The sequence below is a fragment of the Roseivivax halodurans JCM 10272 genome, assembly GCF_000521785.1.
GTDB lineage: Bacteria > Pseudomonadota > Alphaproteobacteria > Rhodobacterales > Rhodobacteraceae > Roseivivax > Roseivivax halodurans.
In genome coordinates, this window is the sequence record NZ_JALZ01000013.1 from 83,328 (window position 1) to 100,441 (window position 17,114).

A 17,114-nucleotide genomic window follows, 5' to 3' on the forward strand; every position below is an offset into this window, starting at 1 on the left:
AGAGCTGACTATGGCAGCCAAAGATACCGACGACACCAAGACCGAGGTGCAGGAGGAGGAGGTGTCGCTGGACATGAGCCAGGCCGCGGTCAAGAAGATGATCGCGGAGGCCAAGGAACGCGGCTACATCACCTACGACCAGCTCAACTCGGTCCTGCCGCCGGATCAGGTGTCTTCGGACCAGATCGAGGACGTCATGTCGATGCTCTCGGAGATGGGCATCCAGGTCACCGAGGAAGAGGAAGACGGGGACGACGACGACCAGAACAAGGGGTCGACCGACCTCGTTCAGACGTCGTCGAACAAGGATGTCGCGGTCTCTTCGGGCGGCAGCGAGAAGCTCGACCGCACCGACGATCCGGTTCGCATGTACCTGCGCGAGATGGGCTCGGTGGAGCTTCTGTCCCGCGAAGGCGAGATCGCCATCGCCAAGCGCATCGAGGCCGGCCGCAACACCATGATCGCAGGCCTCTGCGAGAGCCCGCTGACCTTCCAGGCGATCACGATCTGGCGCGACGAACTTCTCGCCGAGGAGATCCTGCTGCGCGACGTGATCGACCTCGAGACGACCTTCGGCAATCAGGTCGAGGAGGACGGCGAGCTCGCGCAGGCGGTCGTGTCCTCCGAGACCGCGGGCGGCGCGGAGCTGCGCAAGGAGAAGCCCGCCGAGCCGGAATACGACGCCGACGGCAACCCGATCCGCCGCGAGGACGATGTCGAGGGCGAGGACGAGGACGAGCAGGCGAACATGTCGCTCGCCGCGATGGAGGCCGCGCTGAAGCCGCGCGTGCTCGAAACGCTCGACCGCATCGCGCAGGATTACGAAGAGCTCGCGGCGATGCAGGACAACCGCATCTCGGCGACGCTCAACGAGGACGGATCGTTCAGCGAGGGCGACGAGGCGCGCTACCAGAAGCTCCGCGGCGAGATCGTGGAGCTGGTGAACGGCCTGCACCTGCACAACAACCGCATCGAAGCGCTGATCGACCAGCTCTACGGCATCAACAAGCGCATCATGGCGATCGACAGCTCCATGGTGAAGCTCGCCGATCAGGCGCGGATCAACCGCCGCGAATTCGTCGACGCTTATCGCGGCTACGAGCTCGACCCCAACTGGATGGAGCGGATGGGGCAGAAGCCCGGCCGCGGCTGGCAGGGCTTCATCGAACGTTCGGCCGACAAGGTCTCGGAGCTGCGGGGCGACATGGCCCAGATCGGCCAGTATGTCGGCCTCGACATCAGCGAGTTCCGCCGCATCGTCCAGCAGGTCCAGAAGGGCGAGAAGGAGGCGCGCGCCGCGAAGAAGGAGATGGTCGAGGCCAACCTGCGCCTCGTGATCTCGATCGCCAAGAAGTACACCAACCGCGGACTGCAGTTCCTCGACCTCATCCAGGAAGGCAATATTGGCCTGATGAAGGCGGTGGACAAGTTCGAGTACCGCCGCGGCTACAAGTTCTCGACCTACGCGACGTGGTGGATCCGGCAGGCGATCACCCGCTCGATCGCGGACCAGGCGCGCACGATCCGCATCCCGGTGCATATGATCGAGACGATCAACAAGCTGGTGCGGACCGGCCGCCAGATGCTTCACGAGATCGGCCGCGAGCCGACGCCCGAGGAGCTGGCCGAGAAGCTGCAGATGCCTCTCGAGAAGGTCCGCAAGGTGATGAAGATCGCCAAGGAGCCGATCTCTCTAGAGACGCCCATCGGCGACGAAGAGGATTCGCAGCTCGGCGACTTCATCGAGGACAAGAACGCGGTGCTGCCGCTCGACGCGGCGATCCAGGACAACCTCAAGGAGACGACGACGCGCGTGCTGTCGTCGCTCACGCCGCGCGAGGAGCGGGTTCTGCGGATGCGCTTCGGCATCGGCATGAACACCGACCACACGCTTGAGGAGGTCGGCCAGCAGTTCAGCGTGACACGCGAGCGCATCCGGCAGATCGAGGCGAAGGCGCTGCGCAAGCTCAAGCATCCGTCGCGCTCGCGCAAGCTGCGCTCGTTCTTGGATCAGTAAGGAGCGGATATGGCTGGATTCTTCTCGAACCTGTTCGGCGGCGGCAACAAGGACGGCAGGCCCGCGCCGGCCGAGACCGTCGAATACAACGGCTACCACATCACGCCCGAACCGTTGGCGGATGGTGGTCAGTTCCGTATCGCCGCCCTCATCGAATGCGATGTCGGCGGCGAGCGGAAGTCGCATCAGCTGATCCGCGCGGACGTGCTGAGCGACTACGATGCCGCCGTGGAGGCGTCGCTGTCCAAGGCGCGGCAGGCGATCGACCAGCAGGGCACGGCGCTCTTCGACTGAGGGGGCGCGTGGCTCAGCGCGCGCGCCAGTAGCGCCACGCCACCTTCGCGAGGTAGAAGGCCAGCGCCGCGGCTGCCACCAGGACCGGCAGGCGCGGCGACCAGACGTATCCCCAGACCGCGGAGACGAGCCCGCCGATCTTGTCGCCGATGCTGACGAGCAGGGTGGCCCAGACGATCGCCGCGGTGAAGGTGATCGGCACGTAGGCGGCGGTTTTCACCTTCGTGCCGGTGGCGATCAGCACCGGCGCGAGGAAGCGCGCGCCCGGCAGGAACCGGAAGATCGCGGTCAGCAGGAGAGGGCGCGAGAGGAAGCGCTGCATCAGCCTTTGCGCGAAGGGGTGCGAGAGCGCCTTCAGCACACGCCTGTGCTCGCGGAAGTAGCGGGCGCCATAATAGGTCACGAGGTCGGTGGTCCAGCCCCCGGCCGCGACGGCGACGACAGTCCAGAAGAACGGAAAGATGCCGCGATGCGAGAGCACGCCCGCGGTGATCGCCACGGTGTCGCCCTCGAGGGCGCAACCGAGCCAGACGGCGATGAGGCCGTATTCCGAAATCAGGCCCTCGATGTCGCGTCCTTTCCCGCCATTGCGATTGACCGCGGTGCGGCGCTGGCTAGCTCAATGCCCATGCCTGATTTTCGCACCACCTGCCATATCAATGCCGCGGTCCTTGTCGCGCTGTTCCTCGTCTACCTCATCCTGCCGGGGCTGCCGCTGGTCGCCTTCGACCAGACGGTGACGCCGGAGACGCGGTTCGTGACCCGTCGATCCGGGATCGTATTCCTCGGCCTCGCGGCGATGCTGATGCTCGCGCGGGACGCGCCGGCCTCGGTGTCGCGGCAGGCGATCGCCATAGGAATGATCGTGATCTGGGGAGGGCTCGCGATCTTCGGCGCACAGGCCATCCTGCGCGGGATCGCCGGATGGATGACCTGGGGCACCGTGGTGGTCGAGGTCGTACTGGCCGTTCTCTTCGTGCCGCACCTGCGCTCGGGCGTCGCCGAGCGCTAGGCGCATGCCCGGCGCGGGGCCGGGCGGTGCTGCGGCGTGGCCGGTCAATTGACCGGCATGAGGTAGACTTCCTGCACGTTGGCCCGGGGATCCGCCTCGAGCGCGTACATCACGCCATCGGCGACATCCTCGGGCTGAAGCTTGTCGGGCTTCGCCTCGTCGAAGAACGGCGTGTCGACCATGCCGGGCGCGATCACCGTGCAGCGGCCGCCGAACTCGCGCATCTCCTCGGCGAGATTGCCTCCATAGCCGTGCACGAACCATTTCGTCGCCGAGTAGACCGAGCCCTTGATGTGCTTGCGGCCCGCCGCGGAGCCGGTGAGCACGAGATGGCCCTTGCTCTCGTGCAGGTGGGACATCGCCGCCTTGGCGGTCCAGAGCAAGCCGAGCACGTTGAGTCGGATCATCTGCTCCCATTCCTCGGGATCGCCGCCCTCGGTGCCGCCGCCCGAGGAGCCGGTCCCGGCGTTGGCGAAGGCCGCATCGACGCCGCCATAGGCCTCGGCCACGGAGGCGATGGCCTTCTGCTGGTCAGCGAGGCTGGTCGCGTCACCGGGGACGGCCATCGCCCGGTCGCTGCCGATCTCTTCCACCAGCGCGTCGAGCTTGTCCTTCGAGCGTGCGAAAAGACCGACATTCCAGCCCTTGGCGGCAGCGGCGCGGGCGGTCGCGGCGCCGATCCCGCTCGAGGCGCCGGTGATGAAGAGCGTGCGTGCCATGAGATGTCTCCTTGTCCCTGGGGCCCGGTGTCCTCCGGGGTCGGCAGGACAACGCAGCAGGTCGCTCCGAAGTTGCCGGCGCGGTGGACAGCGCCGCGAACGTCACGTCGCGGCAGGCAGGAAGTGAAACTTTTCCGTCAGTTGCGGGGTTGGGTCTGCAAGAACAGGAGATGATCCCATGCCCCGCATTGCCCTCGCCACCCTCGGACTTGCCAGCATCGCGGCCGCGTCCATCGCGGCAGCGGGTGTTCTCGAACGCCCCGAACAGGACGTGATCGAGATCGAGGTAGCGCTCGATGAATTGAAGGAATGCCGCGAGACGCTAGCGCAGGTGGCGCAGATGCCGGCCGTCTCCGACAACGGCTCGCCGATCTTCTTCGACAGCGCGCAGGACCTGCCCGGCGTGCGCTGCGTCGTCGCCGACGTCTGAGCATGAGCTTGTCTGGGCTCGTCCGCCGCAGGGTGCGGCCGCTCGATGACCGAGGCGCGGGATGACCCCTCAGCAAACGACGTTCCAGATCCAAACGCGCGGGCCAGGTCTTTACGAGATGACGCGCGACGTCTCGGCGTGGGCCGGTCCGACGGGAACGACGGGTCTTCTCACTCTTTTCGTGCGACATACATCCGCCAGCCTTCTCATTCAGGAGAATGCCGATCCTGACGTGAGGCACGACCTCGACGCGTTCTTCTCGCGCCTCGTGCCGCGGGCCGACGAGCCTGCGATGTCGTATCTCACGCACACGATCGAAGGGCCGGACGACATGCCGGCGCATATTCGTGCCGCACTCCTTCCGGTTTCGCTGTCTATCCCGGTCGAGAACGGGGCTCTCTCGCTCGGTACGTGGCAGGGGATATACCTGTTCGAGCACCGCGACGCGCCGCACCGCCGCAATGTGGTCGCGCATCTCTCTGCCTGAGACCGCAGGAAACCCCTTATCTTGCGGCGGAAAATCGCCCCTACCCAAATTCTGGACAAGCTCCTATAGTGAATGTGGATAACTGGGGTCCGCCCCCATTTTGACGCGATTGATTTGAGACGACACGAAGGGGAACGGCCATGCGCTGCCCGTTTTGCGGCAATATCGACACGCAGGTGAAGGATTCGCGCCCGGCCGAGGATCACGTCTCGATCCGCCGGCGCCGGTTCTGCCCGGCCTGCGGCGGTCGCTTCACCACCTACGAGCGCGTGCAGCTGCGCGACCTCGTCGTCATCAAGTCGAATGGACGGCGCGAGGATTTCGACCGCGACAAGCTCGAGCGCTCGATCCGCATCGCGATGCAGAAGCGCCCGGTGGAGCCCGAGCGGATCGACCAGATGATCAGCGGCATCGTGCGGCGGCTGGAATCGATGGGCGAGACCGACATTCCCTCGAAGCAGATCGGCGAGATCGTGATGGAGGCGCTGGCCCGGATCGACACCGTCGCCTATGTGCGCTTCGCGAGCGTCTACAAGAACTTCCAGGCCGCGGACGATTTCGACAAGTTCGTCAGCGAGCTGCGCCCGGGGGCGCACGCGGAGAAGTGAACCGAGGGGCGATGAGCGCCGATGTGCGCCACATGGCCCATGCACTGAGCCTCGGGCGACGGGGCATGGGCAAGACCTGGCCGAACCCGGCGGTGGGCTGCGTGATCGTTTCGGACGACCGGATCGTCGGGCGGGGGTGGACCGGCGACGGGGGACGGCCCCATGCGGAGACCCAGGCGCTTGCGATGGCCGGCGCGGCGGCGCGGGGCGCGACGGCCTACGTGACGCTGGAGCCCTGCGCGCATCACGGACAGACGCCGCCCTGCACCGAGGCGCTGATCGCGGCCGGCATCGCGCGGGTCGTTGCGCCCGTCGAGGACAGCGATGCGCGGGTCGCGGGGCAGGGCTTCGCGGCTTTGCGCGCGGCGGGGATCGAGGTGGTGACGGGAGTGCTGGCGGGCGAGGCCGACGCCGACCATGCCGGGTTCTTCATGCGGGTCGAGCAGGGGCGACCACGGGTGACGCTGAAGCTCGCCACCAGTTTCGACGGGCGCATCGCCACCGCCACGGGCGAGAGCCGCTGGATCACCGGGCCGGAGGCGCGCGCCGTCGTGCACGGGATGCGCGCCCGCCACGATGCCGTTCTGATCGGGGCAGGCACCGCGCGCGCGGACGACCCGAGCCTGACGGTCAGGGGCTGGGGCGAGATCCGCCAGCCGGTTCGGATCGTTGCCTCGCGCCTCCTCGACGTGCCACTGATGAGCCAGCTCGCGCAGACCGCAAAGGACGTGCCGGTCTGGATCTGCCACGGTCCGGACGCGCCGCACGAGATGCATCGGGCATGGCAGGGCGTCGGCGCGACGCTCATCGGGTGTCCGCTGTCCGGACGAACGCTCGATGCGCGGGCGCTTCTGACGAAGCTCGGTGAGCAGGGACTCACGCGGGTCTTCTGCGAGGGCGGCGGATCGCTTGCGGCGACGCTCCTTTCGGCGGATCTGGTGGACGAGCTTGTGGGCTTCACCGCCGGGATCGCGCTCGGCGCCGAAGGGCAGCCGAGCCTTGGGGCGCTCGGCCTCGACCGGCTGCACGAGGCCCCGCGGTTCCGTCTCGTCGAGACCGGCGCGGTGGGGGGCGACGTCATGCACCGCTGGCTGCGCGGGCCCGAAGAGGGGTAGCGTCCGGTTCGACCGCGGAACGCGCAAACGCCCGAGGCGAGGCACGCTGAGGCAGAAAAACAGGCGGCCGCGAGGTTGCCTTGGCCGCGGTGCGTGAGTATTGCCCGACACGTCCGCGAGGCGCGATCGCCGCGGGGACGATCGGCGCAAGAAAGGCCCGCGTCATCGGCGGGTCAGCCCGGAAGGGGGCATCCATGTTTACCGGAATCGTCACCGATGTCGGAGAGATCCGCGAGCTCGAACAGCGGGGCGACCTGCGCGCGCGCATCGCCACGGGCTACGACACGAACGGCATCGAGCTTGGCGCCTCGATCGCCTGCGACGGGGTCTGCCTGACAGTCATCGGCACCGGGACCGACTGGTTCGACGTGCAGATCAGCGCCGAGACCGTGTCCAAGACCAATCTCGGGGCCTGGAACGTCGGGTATCGCATGAACCTCGAGCGGGCGTTGCGGGTCGGCGACGAGCTTGGCGGGCATATCGTTTCCGGTCATATCGACGGCGTCGCCGAGATCGTGTCGATCCGCGACGAGGGCGACAGCACGAGGGTCACGCTGCGCGCGCCCAAGGAGCTGGCGAAGTTCATCGCGCCGAAGGGTTCGGTTGCGCTCAACGGCACGTCGCTGACGGTGAACGAGGTCGATGGGCGGGAGTTTGGGGTCAACTTCATCCCGCATACCAAGACGGTGACGACCTGGGGCGAGGTGCACGAAGGCGACCGCGCCAATCTCGAGATCGACACGCTCGCGCGCTACGTCGCGCGGCTCGCCGAGGCCGGCTAGGACCGGCGCGCCCGCGCAAGGATGGCGTGGGCGGTCGCGCCGGCGACGTAACAGCCGGCGATGGCGGCGAGCGCGGCCCGCGGGCCCGCCGCCGCGATCAGCATCAGGAGCAGGGGCGTTCCGGCGAGGTTGCCGAGATTGCCCATCTGCGCGACCGCGCCGTTGGCGAGCGCACGCTCGCGGAGCGCAGGGTTGAGCTCGGGTATCGAGGCGAAGCTGCCCGCCTGCACGATTCCGAGGCAGAGGAAGAGCGCGACGGTCGGGAATGGCGCGCCGCCCGTCGCGAGGACGACCAGCGCGACGAGCGCCGAGGCCGTGAAGGCGCCGATGGTGACGGGGATCGCGGGGAGGCGCTTCAGCAACACGACCCCGAGCGACAGCGACGCGACGATCGAGGCGAGCGGCAGCGCCGAGGGCAGCCATGCCGGCATCTGCGGCCCCATGACCTGCGGCAGCAGCGTGAGGAGCGCGACGAAGGTCAGCGTGTAGAAGAGCCAGCCCCAGGCGGGCGCGGAGAGCCGCGCGTCGCCATAGAGGCGCAGGGGATTGACCGTGACGCGCCCGGCTTTCGGATCGGGGCGTGGTGCTGGCAGGAGCAGAACGAGGATCAGCGCCATCGCGCCCATGTAGACGGCGTGGCCGCCGATCAGCGCGCCTAGGCCGTGCGACGCGATGATCCCGGGCCCGATCCAGGCGAGGAGGGCGAAGGCGACCCCGAAGAAGGTGCTCCAGAGCGTCATCGCGGCCGCGCGCCAGCGGTCCGGTGCGAGTTCCGCGATGAGCGTCGGGGCGGCGACGACAAGGCCGAGATGCGAGATACCTTCGACGACGCGAGCGGCGAGAAAGAGCGGCAACGGCGGCAGGAACGCCTCGAAGGCCGAGAGCATCGCGCCGAGGACGAGCGCGCCGACGAGCACTTGCTTTGCGCCGCGCCTTGCCACGACCGATCCCGCGACGAGGCCGAGCAGCAACCCCGAGAGCGACAGGAACGACACCGCGAAGCCGAGGAGTTTGCCGGCCTCGGGATAGGCGGCATCGAGCGCGCCGAAACCGACGGCGAGCTTGGCGAATTGCGCGGCGGCGCCGAGGCCCGCGGCCCAGAGCGCGAAGATGGTGACAAGGTTGCGCAAAGACGGCCCCCCGGTTGCGGTCCGGTGCGCTCATCGCACGGGCGCCGGGTGGGGCCAAGGGAGGGGCGCGGAGGTGTTGCCTCCCGCAACGTCGACGGCAGGGCCTTGACCTTCCCGCACGGGAAGGCGCAGGTCGGAAGGTGTCGCTTGAAACGGAGACGCCCCAGTGCCGCACGATCACGGACATCACCACCATCATCATCACGTCGATCCCGAGAGCGGCGACGCCCGTGTCGCCGCGGCGGTCGGGGTGAACCTCTTCCTGACGGTGGCGCAGATCGTGGCGGGGCTCGTATCGGGCTCGCTCGCCATGATCGCGGATGCGATCCACAACCTCTCGGATGCGGCGTCGCTGGCGATCGCCTATGTGGCGCGCAAGATCGCGCGGCGTCCGGCCGATGCGTCCATGACCTTCGGCTACCGGCGGGCCGAGGTGGTGGCGGCGCTGATCAACTACACGACGCTGGTGGTGATCGGGCTCTGGCTCGCCTGGGAGGCGGTGGCGAGGTTCTTCGCGCCCGAGCCGGTCGCGGGCTGGATCGTGGTGATCGTGGCCGGGATCGCGCTGGTGGTCGATCTCGCCACGGCGGCGCTGACCTATGCGATGTCGAAGGACAGCGTGAACATCCGGGCGGCCTTCATGCACAATCTCGCGGATGCCGCGGGATCGCTGGCGGTCATCGTGGCGGGCGTGCTGATCCTGCTCTTCGGCTGGATGTGGGTGGACCCGGCCCTGACGCTGATGCTGTCGGCCTACATTCTCTACATGAGCCTCTCCGAGATGCCGGGCGTGATCCGCATCCTGATGCTCGGCAGCCCGCCGCAGATCGAGCCCGAGGAGGTGATCGCGGAGGCGCGGGGCATCTCGGGGGTTGCCGACGTCCATCACGCGCATCTGTGGCAGATGGACGAGCGCCGCGTGTCGCTCGAGGCGCATGTGGTGGTGGAGCAGGGCGCCTGGGACCGGGCGGACGCGATCAAGGCGGACGTGAAGGCGCGGCTCTCGGAGCGGTTCGGGATCGGGCACACGACGCTCGAGATGGAATGTTCGCATCATGCCTGCGAGGGCGAGCAGGTGTTCGGGGCGGCCTGAGAGCCTCAGCGCGCCTGCACGCCCTGCGTCGCCGCGATCAGCTCCGGGATATTGCTCCTGAACTTGAAGAAGCCCGCAGTGGCGTAGGGCCACGCGCGCCGGTCCCAGTCGCGCAGGAGGCGGGTGACGGGGAGCGTGTCGATGCCACGGACGATGTCCGCAACCGGTCCGACGGGGGGATGCAAGGTCACGATCCGGGTGGCGTTCTGCGCCTTGGCCCAGTCCTCGATCTGCCGGGCGCTGGTCAGGTCGCGGGTGACGGGGCCGAGGTGATCGGCTTCGCGGGTGAGGCAATCCTCGATGGCTCCGGTCTTGAAGCGCGTCACGTGCTCGGCCGGCTGCAGGATCGAGAGGCCGCCCGACGCGTCGATGACGCCCGTCGCGACCGGGGCGAGACCCTTATCGAACATCCAGCCGGGCGAAAGGTCGTCTTCGTGGAGGAGCAGCACGACGCGGCCGGACCTGTCCAGCTCGTGGCCTTGCGGCGCCTCATTGCGCTCGGGGTTCGGCGGGCCGTCCACCGGCTTTGCCTCTCGCGCGAGTTCCCCTTCGGGATCGAAGCGGCCTTCGGTGCAGTCCCGGATGGCCGCGGGCTCGGCGAGATATGTCTTGCCGGGGGTGTGGAGCCCCGCGACCCAGCGCCACCCGAGGGTGTTGGAGGCGGGATCGCCGTCGCAGAGATGCCTCAGGAAGAAATCCTGCCCGAGCGCAAGCGGTAGATCGAGCGTGTAGAGCCAGATCGAGGCGAACCACATGCGCGCGTGGTTGTGCAAGTAGCCGGTCTCTACGAGCTCGTGTGCCCAGGCGTCGAAACATGCGATGCCGGTCCGCCCGAGGCAGGCCTCCTCCCAGCGTCTTCGCAGGCCGCCCTGCGTCTGCACGTCGTCCCAGGCCACCGACAGCTCCGCCCGGCAATCATCCCATGCGGAGGGGCGCATCTCGAGCCAGCCCTTGTTGTAGGTGCGCCAGAAGAGCTCGTCGACGAACTTGGCCGCGTCGTCGCGGCTGTGGTGATCGAGAACGGTCTTCAACACCTCTTCCTCGGTCACGAGGCGGTGACGGATATAGGGAGAGAGCGTCGAGACATGCGCGTGACAGCCGGGACCGAACACGCGGGCCCGCAGGCGCCGGTACTCCGTCCCGGCCTTCGGGGCGAAGCGCTCGAGACGGGCGAGACCGGACGCGCGGTTCGGCGGAAACTGCTCCAGCGCCTCCATGATCGTCCTCCTCGCGACTGCCTCGCGCGCGATTTAGCCGGGCAGGGACGGGGATCAACGCAGCGATGCGCGATGCCGGCGGGGGTGGCGGAAACGGCGGGGCGGCCCCTTGCGACTGCCCGGGGCCGTCACTAAGACTCTGGCAACGCCGATCGGCGATACATTCCCCAGACGTTCGAGGCAGGCCCCGATGATGACCGATCCCTACGAGACCTACATGAACACCCTCGTTCCGATGGTGGTCGAGCAGACCAGCCGCGGCGAACGGGCCTACGACATCTTCTCGCGCCTGCTGAAGGAGCGGATCATCTTCGTGAGCGGCCCGGTCCATGACGGGATGTCCTCGCTGATCGTGGCGCAGCTGCTGCACCTCGAGGCGGAGAACCCGTCCAAGGATATCTCGATGTATATCAACTCGCCCGGCGGCGTGGTGACGTCGGGCCTGTCGATCTACGACACGATGCAGTACATCAAGCCGAAGGTCTCGACCCTCGTGATCGGCCAGGCGGCGTCGATGGGCTCGCTCCTGCTGACGGCGGGCGCGACCGGCATGCGCTTCTCGCTGCCGAACAGCCGGATCATGGTCCACCAGCCCTCGGGCGGCTACCAGGGCCAGGCGACCGACATCATGATTCATGCCGAGGAGACGATCAAGCTCAAGCGGCGGTTGAACGAGATCTACGTCAAGCATACCGGCCAGACGCTCAAGAAGGTGGAGGCCGCTCTCGAGCGCGACCACTTCATGTCGCCCGAGGATGCCAAGGAATGGGGCCTCATCGACGACATCGTCGACAGCCGCGAGGCCCAGCAGGACGCGACGTCCTGAGCATTAAGCAGACACGGGGCATGACGGCCCCGTGACAACTTTTCGGATTGTGACTGGCAATCCTCTGTCCTAGTCTCTTTGGACAGGCGTTCCCGGCCCGTGGGGCAGCCCTGAGGGGCCCCCGGGGCCGATACAAGACGAAGGCCGGGAAAGGTTTGATATGGCGACGAACTCTGGCGGCGACAGCAAGAACACGCTCTACTGCAGCTTCTGCGGCAAGAGCCAGCACGAGGTCCGCAAGCTGATCGCCGGTCCGACCGTGTTCATCTGCGACGAATGCGTCGAGCTGTGCATGGACATCATCCGCGAGGAGACCAAGGGCTCCGGGCTCAAGAGCCACGACGGCGTGCCGACCCCGCAGGAAATCTGCAAGATCCTCGACGATTACGTCATCGGGCAGCGGGTCGCGAAGCGGGTGCTCTCCGTCGCGGTGCACAACCACTACAAGCGTCTGAACCACGCGGCGAAGTCTTCGGACATCGAGCTGTCGAAGTCGAACATCCTGCTGATCGGCCCCACGGGCTGCGGCAAGACGCTGCTGGCGCAGACGCTGGCGCGGATCCTCGATGTGCCCTTCACGATGGCGGACGCGACCACGCTGACAGAAGCCGGTTACGTCGGCGAGGATGTGGAGAACATCATCCTCAAGCTGCTGCAATCGTCCGAGTACAACGTCGAGCGGGCACAGCGCGGCATCGTCTATATCGACGAGGTCGACAAGATAACCCGCAAGTCCGAGAATCCCTCGATCACCCGCGACGTGTCGGGCGAGGGCGTCCAGCAGGCGCTGCTGAAGCTGATGGAAGGCACCGTCGCGAGCGTTCCTCCGCAGGGCGGGCGCAAGCATCCGCAGCAGGAATTCCTGCAGGTGGACACGACGAACATCCTCTTCATCTGCGGCGGCGCGTTTGCCGGCCTCGACAAGATCATCGCGCAGCGCGGCAAGGGCTCGGCGATGGGCTTCGGTGCCGACGTGCGCAATGTCGAAGACCGGAACGTGGGCGAGGTGCTGCACGATCTCGAGCCCGAGGATCTGCTGAAGTTCGGCCTGATCCCGGAATTCGTCGGCCGTCTGCCTGTTCTGGCGACGCTCGAGGATCTCGATCAAGATGCTCTGGTGACCATCCTCACCGAGCCGAAGAACGCCCTGGTCAAGCAGTACCAGCGCCTCTTCGAGCTCGAGGACACGGAGCTGAGCTTCACTGACGACGCGCTCAAGGCGATCGCGCTGAAGGCCATCGCCCGCAAGACCGGCGCGCGGGGCCTGCGGTCGATCCTCGAGGATCTGCTGCTCGACACGATGTTCGATCTGCCGGGCATGGACGACGTGGTCGAGGTCGTCGTGAACGACGAGGCGGTGAACTCGGATGCAAAGCCGCTGATGATCTATGCCGACCAGAAGAAGGAACCGGCATCGGCGGGCTGATCCGCGCCGGATCTCGGAACCGAGAGGGTGCGTCCGGACACGGGCGCACCCTTTTTCGTCAGGGGCCTGCGCCACCACGCCCACTGGACCTTCGCGCCTCGCTGCGTCATATACGGGGGCAACAGACCGGGAGCCGTCCATGTCGTTTCTGAAGACCCTTCTGCAAGCCGTGACCTGGTGGAACGGCAGCACGCTCAACACCGCGATCTACACCCGCCGCAACGGGCAGAAGGTCGGTGAGGACGCGCAGGGCAACATCTTTTACCAGACCAAGGACGGAAAGCGGCGCTGGGTGATCTTCAACGGCGAGGCCGAGGCCTCGCGCGTGGATCCCGACTGGCACGGCTGGCTGCACCACACCTGGAAGGAGCCTCCGACGGAGCGTCCGCTGACCCACCGCAAGTGGGAGAAGCCGCATCTGGAGAACCTGACGGGCACGGCGCTTGCCTATGCGCCCGCGGGCTCGATCCGGCAAGAGCGCCCGGTCGAGCGCAGCGACTACGAGGCGTGGAGCCCGGAATAATGCGTTTCGGATTGGCGGTGCTGGCCCTCTGCGCATGTGCGTCCGCAGCCTCTGGCCAGCAGGCGACCTCGAACGGGACCGGTGCGGAACTGCGCGCCCTCGACAAGCTGAACGGAACCGTGCGCGACGTGGTGCTGCCCGAGAGCGGGGTTGAGCGGATCGGCCGGATCGAGATCGAGATCCGCGAGTGCCGCTATCCCGAAGGTGACCCGGCGGGCGATGCCTTTGCCTTCCTGACGGTGCGCGAGGCGGGGCAGGCCGATCCGGTGTTCCGCGGCTGGATGATCGCGACGGCGCCGGCGCTCAACCCGATGGATCACCCTCGCTACGACGTCTGGGTGATGCGCTGCACGACCTCCTGACCGCTCGCGGCGAGGGGTGTGCCGTGGAAATCACCCTCTGCTGACAGCGCCTCGGACAGAAGAGCGAGGTAGTCGCGTCGCGGGATCTCGATCGCGCCGAGCGAGGCGAGGTGATCGGTGATGAACTGCGTGTCGAAGAGCGTGAATCCGGTGCGGCGCAGGTGGTCCACCAGCCACGCCAGCGCGATCTTGGAGCCGTCACGCATCACGCTGAACATGCTCTCTCCGCAGAAGGCCCGCCCGAGAGCGACGCCGTAGACGCCGCCCGCAAGCCTCCCCTCGGTGTCCCAGATCTCGATCGAGTGTGCATGCCCGCGCTCGTGGAGAGCCGTGTAGAGCGCGATGATCTCTTCGTTGATCCAGGTCTCGTTGCGGTCGGCGCAGGCCCGCATGACGTCTCCGAACGCGGTATCGAGGGAGACGCTGTAGCGCCCACGCCGGATTGTGCGCGCGAGGCTGCGCGACAGGTGGAAGCCGTCGAGTGGGATGATGCCCCGGTGCCTCGGATCGACCCAGAAGATCTCCGGGTCGTTCCGATGCTCCGCCATGGGAAAGACGCCGACCCTGTAGGCCTGAAGCACGAGGTCCGGCGAGATGCTCAATTGGGATCCGGGACGCTCTGCGCGAGCCAGTGCTCCAGCCAATGGATGTTGTAGGCGCCGCGCTGCACGGCCTCTTCCTGAAGGAGGGCCCGGAAGAGCGGGATCGTGGTGTCGACACCGTCCACGATGAGCTCGCCGAGCGCGCGGTTCATGCGCGCCAGAGCCTCCTCGCGGTCGCGCCCATGCACGATCAGCTTGCCGATGAGGCTGTCGTAATAGGGCGGGATCCGGTAGCCGTCGTAAAGCGCGCTGTCGATCCGAACGCCGAGCCCGCCGGGCGCGTGGTACTGCGTGATCCGCCCCGGCGAGGGCGAGAAGGTCGGCAGCTTCTCGGCGTTGATGCGCGCCTCGATCGCGTGACCGTTGAGCTTGAGATCCTCCTGCACGAAGGACATCGGCAGCCCGGCGGCGACGCGGATTTGCTCGCGCACGAGATCGACGCCGTAGACGGCCTCCGTCACCGGATGCTCCACCTGCAGGCGGGTGTTCATCTCGATGAAGTAGAACTCGCCGTCCTCGTAGAGGAATTCGATCGTGCCCGCGCCCGCATAACCAAGGTCCGCTACCGCGTCGGCGCAGATCTTGCCGATCCGGGCGCGTTCCTCTTCGGTGATGCTGGGCCCGGGCGCCTCTTCCAGCACCTTCTGGTGGCGGCGCTGGAGCGAGCAGTCGCGCTCGCCGAGATGCACCGCGCGGCCCTTGCCGTCGCCGAAGACCTGCACCTCGATGTGCCGGGGCGTGGTGAGGTACTTCTCGATATAGACCTCGTCGTTGCCGAAGGCGGCCTTCGCCTCGGACCGGGCGGTCTGGAAGGCGCGCTCGAGGTCGTCCTCGCCATGGGCGACCTTCATGCCGCGCCCGCCGCCGCCGGCGGTCGCCTTGATGATCACGGGATAGCCCATGTCCGCGGAGAGGCGCTTGGCCTCGTCCATGTCGGTCACGCCGCCCTCGGAGCCCGGAACGCAGGGCACGCCGAGGGTCTTCATCGTCTCCTTGGCGGTGATCTTGTCGCCCATGACGCGGATGTGCTCGGCCGAGGGGCCGATGAAGGTGAGGTCGTGGTCCTCGACGATCTGCACGAAGCGGGCGTTCTCGGACAGGAAGCCGTAGCCGGGGTGAATCGCCTGCGCGCCGGTCACCTCGCAGGCGGAGATGATCGCGGGAAACGACAGGTAACTGTCGGTCGAGGAGGCGGGGCCGATGCAGATGGTCTCGTCGGCCATGCGCACATGCATGGCGTCGGCGTCGGCGGTCGAATGCACGGCGACGGAGGCGATGCCCATCTCGCGGCAGGCGCGGATGACACGGAGGGCGATCTCGCCCCGGTTGGCGATCAGGATCTTGTCGAACATGCCGCGCTCACTCGAGGATCACGAGGGGGGCGCCGTATTCGACCGGCGCGCCGTCCTCGACGAGGATCCGCTTGACCACCCCGGCGCGGGGCGCGGGAATGTGGTTCATGGTCTTCATCGCCTCGACGATGAGCAGCGTGTCCCCTTCGGAGACCTGCGAGCCCACCTGGATGAACGCGGCGGTCCCGGGTTCGGGCTGCATGTAGACGGTGCCGACCATGGGCGAGGTCACGGCGCCCGGATGCTGGGCGGGATCGTCCATCTCCTCGGGCGCGGGCTGCTGCGCGGGGGCCGCTGCGGCGGGTTGCGCCGGAGCGGCGGGCACGCTGACCGGTGCGGGCTGTGCCTGGGGGAGGGACCGGCTGACCCGAACGTTGAGGCTGTCGTTGTCCCCGTATTCGCGTTTGACCTGCAATTCCGTGAGATCGTTTTCGCGCAGCAATTCGGCGAGCGCCTGAATGAAGGCGACGTCCGTTTCGTGCTTGTTCTCTGCCATCTGATCCTCGACCTTCTATGTCCGCCGCTCGGGGCCTCATCGGAGTTGCGCGGCTTATAGGCGAAGGGATGAGCCGTGAAAAGCGGTCCAACTCAGGGAGGTGGGCCGCTTCCGGCCGGGATCAAGTGGCGCCGGTCAAGGTCGATCGAGAGCGCGGCCGTAACCCGATCGAGCCTCGTCCGAAGCGGCTGCGGTTTCGGGCGCCGAGCCGCCGTCCTGAAGGGCCGCGATGCGCAACTGCATGATCGAGGGAGGGGCGACGTGTTTGGCGGGATGTTTGAGAACCGCCTCCAGTTCCTCGTCCGGCGAAGCGGCAAGGCGGCGATTGGCGGCCATGTCGGCCGCCTCGGATTTGGCGGCGGCCTCTACGCGTCGCGGGTCGGGTAGCCGGCGCTCGGCGTCCGGAACTCCGAGGGGATGACCCGAGACGAGCGGGGCCGCCGGAGGTGCAGGCATGGTGATCTGCATGGCGGTCTCCGCAGAATGGATACGATCTCCCAGAGAGTATCACGGGCCTGAGCCGCCTTCGGAGACCAATCTGACGCCATGGTTAAGGTTGGCGGCCGGGTCGCTCGGGGGACCCGGCCGGACCCGAGGCTTACCCCCTGTTTTCGCGGTGTTCG

The 17,114-nt window shown here is 67.3% G+C and carries 21 protein-coding genes; 13 read left to right on the plus strand and 8 right to left on the minus strand.

From position 1 onward, the window contains the following. The first annotated feature begins 10 nt into the window (after positions 1-10). Positions 11-2,017 (plus strand): RNA polymerase sigma factor RpoD, encoded by a 2,007-nt coding sequence (gene rpoD / locus OCH239_RS13085; protein ID WP_037263419.1) that lies wholly within the window; start codon positions 11-13, stop codon positions 2,015-2,017. A gap of 9 nt (positions 2,018-2,026) precedes the next feature. Further along, entirely contained in the window at positions 2,027-2,311 is a 285-nt protein-coding gene (locus OCH239_RS13090) for an HlyU family transcriptional regulator (RefSeq protein WP_037263421.1), read from the plus strand. Between the two features lie 13 nt (positions 2,312-2,324). On the opposite strand, the gene OCH239_RS13095 is transcribed toward OCH239_RS13090, so the two are convergent. Then, positions 2,325-2,810 carry a VTT domain-containing protein gene (locus OCH239_RS13095; protein ID WP_037263424.1) on the minus strand — a complete coding sequence of 162 codons (486 nt, stop codon included), beginning with the start codon at positions 2,808-2,810 and terminating at the stop codon, positions 2,325-2,327. Positions 2,811-2,939: 129 nt separating this feature from the next. Here OCH239_RS13095 and OCH239_RS13100 point away from each other — a divergent pair, with 129 nt between their 5' ends. Then, complete coding sequence (locus OCH239_RS13100; RefSeq protein ID WP_051489460.1) at positions 2,940-3,323, plus strand: hypothetical protein; 384 nt, start codon at positions 2,940-2,942, stop codon at positions 3,321-3,323. Between the two features lie 44 nt (positions 3,324-3,367). Here the strand turns inward: OCH239_RS13100 and OCH239_RS13105 are convergent, their stop codons facing one another. Further along, positions 3,368-4,042: an SDR family oxidoreductase gene (locus OCH239_RS13105; protein ID WP_037263426.1), complete on the minus strand. Its 675-nt coding sequence runs from the start codon at positions 4,040-4,042 to the stop codon at positions 3,368-3,370. Between the two features lie 178 nt (positions 4,043-4,220). Between OCH239_RS13105 and OCH239_RS13110 the strand changes: the two genes are divergently transcribed. The 5 genes from OCH239_RS13110 (at position 4,221) to OCH239_RS13130 (ending at position 7,464) form a co-directional block, all read left to right on the plus strand. Next, a complete protein-coding gene (locus tag OCH239_RS13110) occupies positions 4,221-4,472 on the plus strand; it encodes a hypothetical protein (RefSeq protein ID WP_037263428.1) in 252 nt (83 codons plus the stop codon). Positions 4,473-4,533: 61 nt separating this feature from the next. Continuing rightward, entirely contained in the window at positions 4,534-4,959 is a 426-nt protein-coding gene (locus OCH239_RS13115) for a secondary thiamine-phosphate synthase enzyme YjbQ (RefSeq protein WP_037263430.1), read from the plus strand. Between the two features lie 140 nt (positions 4,960-5,099). Beyond that, positions 5,100-5,567, plus strand: a complete 468-nt coding sequence (gene nrdR, locus OCH239_RS13120; protein ID WP_037263431.1) for a transcriptional regulator NrdR — start codon at positions 5,100-5,102, stop codon at positions 5,565-5,567. A gap of 11 nt (positions 5,568-5,578) precedes the next feature. Further along, positions 5,579-6,682, plus strand: coding sequence for a bifunctional diaminohydroxyphosphoribosylaminopyrimidine deaminase/5-amino-6-(5-phosphoribosylamino)uracil reductase RibD (gene ribD / locus OCH239_RS13125; protein WP_037263434.1), 1,104 nt, complete (start codon positions 5,579-5,581; stop codon positions 6,680-6,682). 194 nt (positions 6,683-6,876) lie between these two features. Beyond that, complete coding sequence (locus OCH239_RS13130) at positions 6,877-7,464, plus strand: riboflavin synthase (RefSeq protein ID WP_037263436.1); 588 nt, start codon at positions 6,877-6,879, stop codon at positions 7,462-7,464. On the opposite strand, the gene OCH239_RS13135 is transcribed toward OCH239_RS13130, so the two are convergent. Beyond that, complete coding sequence (locus OCH239_RS13135; RefSeq protein WP_037263438.1) at positions 7,461-8,594, minus strand: MFS transporter; 1,134 nt, start codon at positions 8,592-8,594, stop codon at positions 7,461-7,463. The genes OCH239_RS13130 and OCH239_RS13135 overlap by 4 nt on opposite strands. A 166-nt stretch (positions 8,595-8,760) precedes the next feature. Between OCH239_RS13135 and OCH239_RS13140 the strand changes: the two genes are divergently transcribed. Continuing rightward, positions 8,761-9,687: a cation diffusion facilitator family transporter gene (locus OCH239_RS13140; protein WP_037263439.1), complete on the plus strand. Its 927-nt coding sequence runs from the start codon at positions 8,761-8,763 to the stop codon at positions 9,685-9,687. Between the two features lie 5 nt (positions 9,688-9,692). Here the strand turns inward: OCH239_RS13140 and OCH239_RS13145 are convergent, their stop codons facing one another. Continuing rightward, positions 9,693-10,904, minus strand: a complete 1,212-nt coding sequence (locus OCH239_RS13145; protein WP_037263441.1) for an FAD-binding domain-containing protein — start codon at positions 10,902-10,904, stop codon at positions 9,693-9,695. A gap of 193 nt (positions 10,905-11,097) precedes the next feature. Between OCH239_RS13145 and OCH239_RS13150 the strand changes: the two genes are divergently transcribed. The 4 genes from OCH239_RS13150 to OCH239_RS13165 all read left to right on the plus strand — a co-directional run bounded on the left by OCH239_RS13150 (position 11,098) and on the right by OCH239_RS13165 (position 14,041). Beyond that, positions 11,098-11,730, plus strand: a complete 633-nt coding sequence (locus tag OCH239_RS13150; protein WP_037263467.1) for an ATP-dependent Clp protease proteolytic subunit — start codon at positions 11,098-11,100, stop codon at positions 11,728-11,730. A 160-nt stretch (positions 11,731-11,890) separates the two neighbouring features. After that, positions 11,891-13,156, plus strand: coding sequence for an ATP-dependent Clp protease ATP-binding subunit ClpX (clpX, locus tag OCH239_RS13155; RefSeq protein ID WP_037263442.1), 1,266 nt, complete (start codon positions 11,891-11,893; stop codon positions 13,154-13,156). Positions 13,157-13,295: 139 nt separating this feature from the next. After that, entirely contained in the window at positions 13,296-13,679 is a 384-nt protein-coding gene (locus tag OCH239_RS13160) for an NADH:ubiquinone oxidoreductase subunit NDUFA12 (protein ID WP_037263443.1), read from the plus strand. Then, the gene (locus tag OCH239_RS13165; protein ID WP_037263445.1) at positions 13,679-14,041 is read left to right on the plus strand and encodes a DUF2155 domain-containing protein; all 363 of its coding nucleotides are present in this window, start codon (positions 13,679-13,681) and stop codon (positions 14,039-14,041) included. The genes OCH239_RS13160 and OCH239_RS13165 overlap by 1 nt, the downstream gene beginning before the upstream one ends. Here OCH239_RS13165 and aat read toward each other — a convergent pair. From aat to OCH239_RS13185, 4 genes are all read right to left on the minus strand, one after another. Continuing rightward, entirely contained in the window at positions 14,005-14,643 is a 639-nt protein-coding gene (gene aat / locus OCH239_RS13170) for a leucyl/phenylalanyl-tRNA--protein transferase (RefSeq protein ID WP_037263446.1), read from the minus strand. The genes OCH239_RS13165 and aat overlap by 37 nt on opposite strands. Then, the gene (gene accC / locus OCH239_RS13175) at positions 14,640-15,995 is read right to left on the minus strand and encodes an acetyl-CoA carboxylase biotin carboxylase subunit (protein ID WP_037263449.1); all 1,356 of its coding nucleotides are present in this window, start codon (positions 15,993-15,995) and stop codon (positions 14,640-14,642) included. Before accC ends, aat begins: the two co-directional genes overlap by 4 nt. 7 nt (positions 15,996-16,002) lie before the next feature. Continuing rightward, positions 16,003-16,491: an acetyl-CoA carboxylase biotin carboxyl carrier protein gene (accB, locus tag OCH239_RS13180; protein ID WP_037263451.1), complete on the minus strand. Its 489-nt coding sequence runs from the start codon at positions 16,489-16,491 to the stop codon at positions 16,003-16,005. Between the two features lie 135 nt (positions 16,492-16,626). Then, a complete protein-coding gene (locus tag OCH239_RS13185; protein WP_037263453.1) occupies positions 16,627-16,959 on the minus strand; it encodes a hypothetical protein in 333 nt (110 codons plus the stop codon). Between the last annotated feature and the right edge of the window lie 155 nt (positions 16,960-17,114).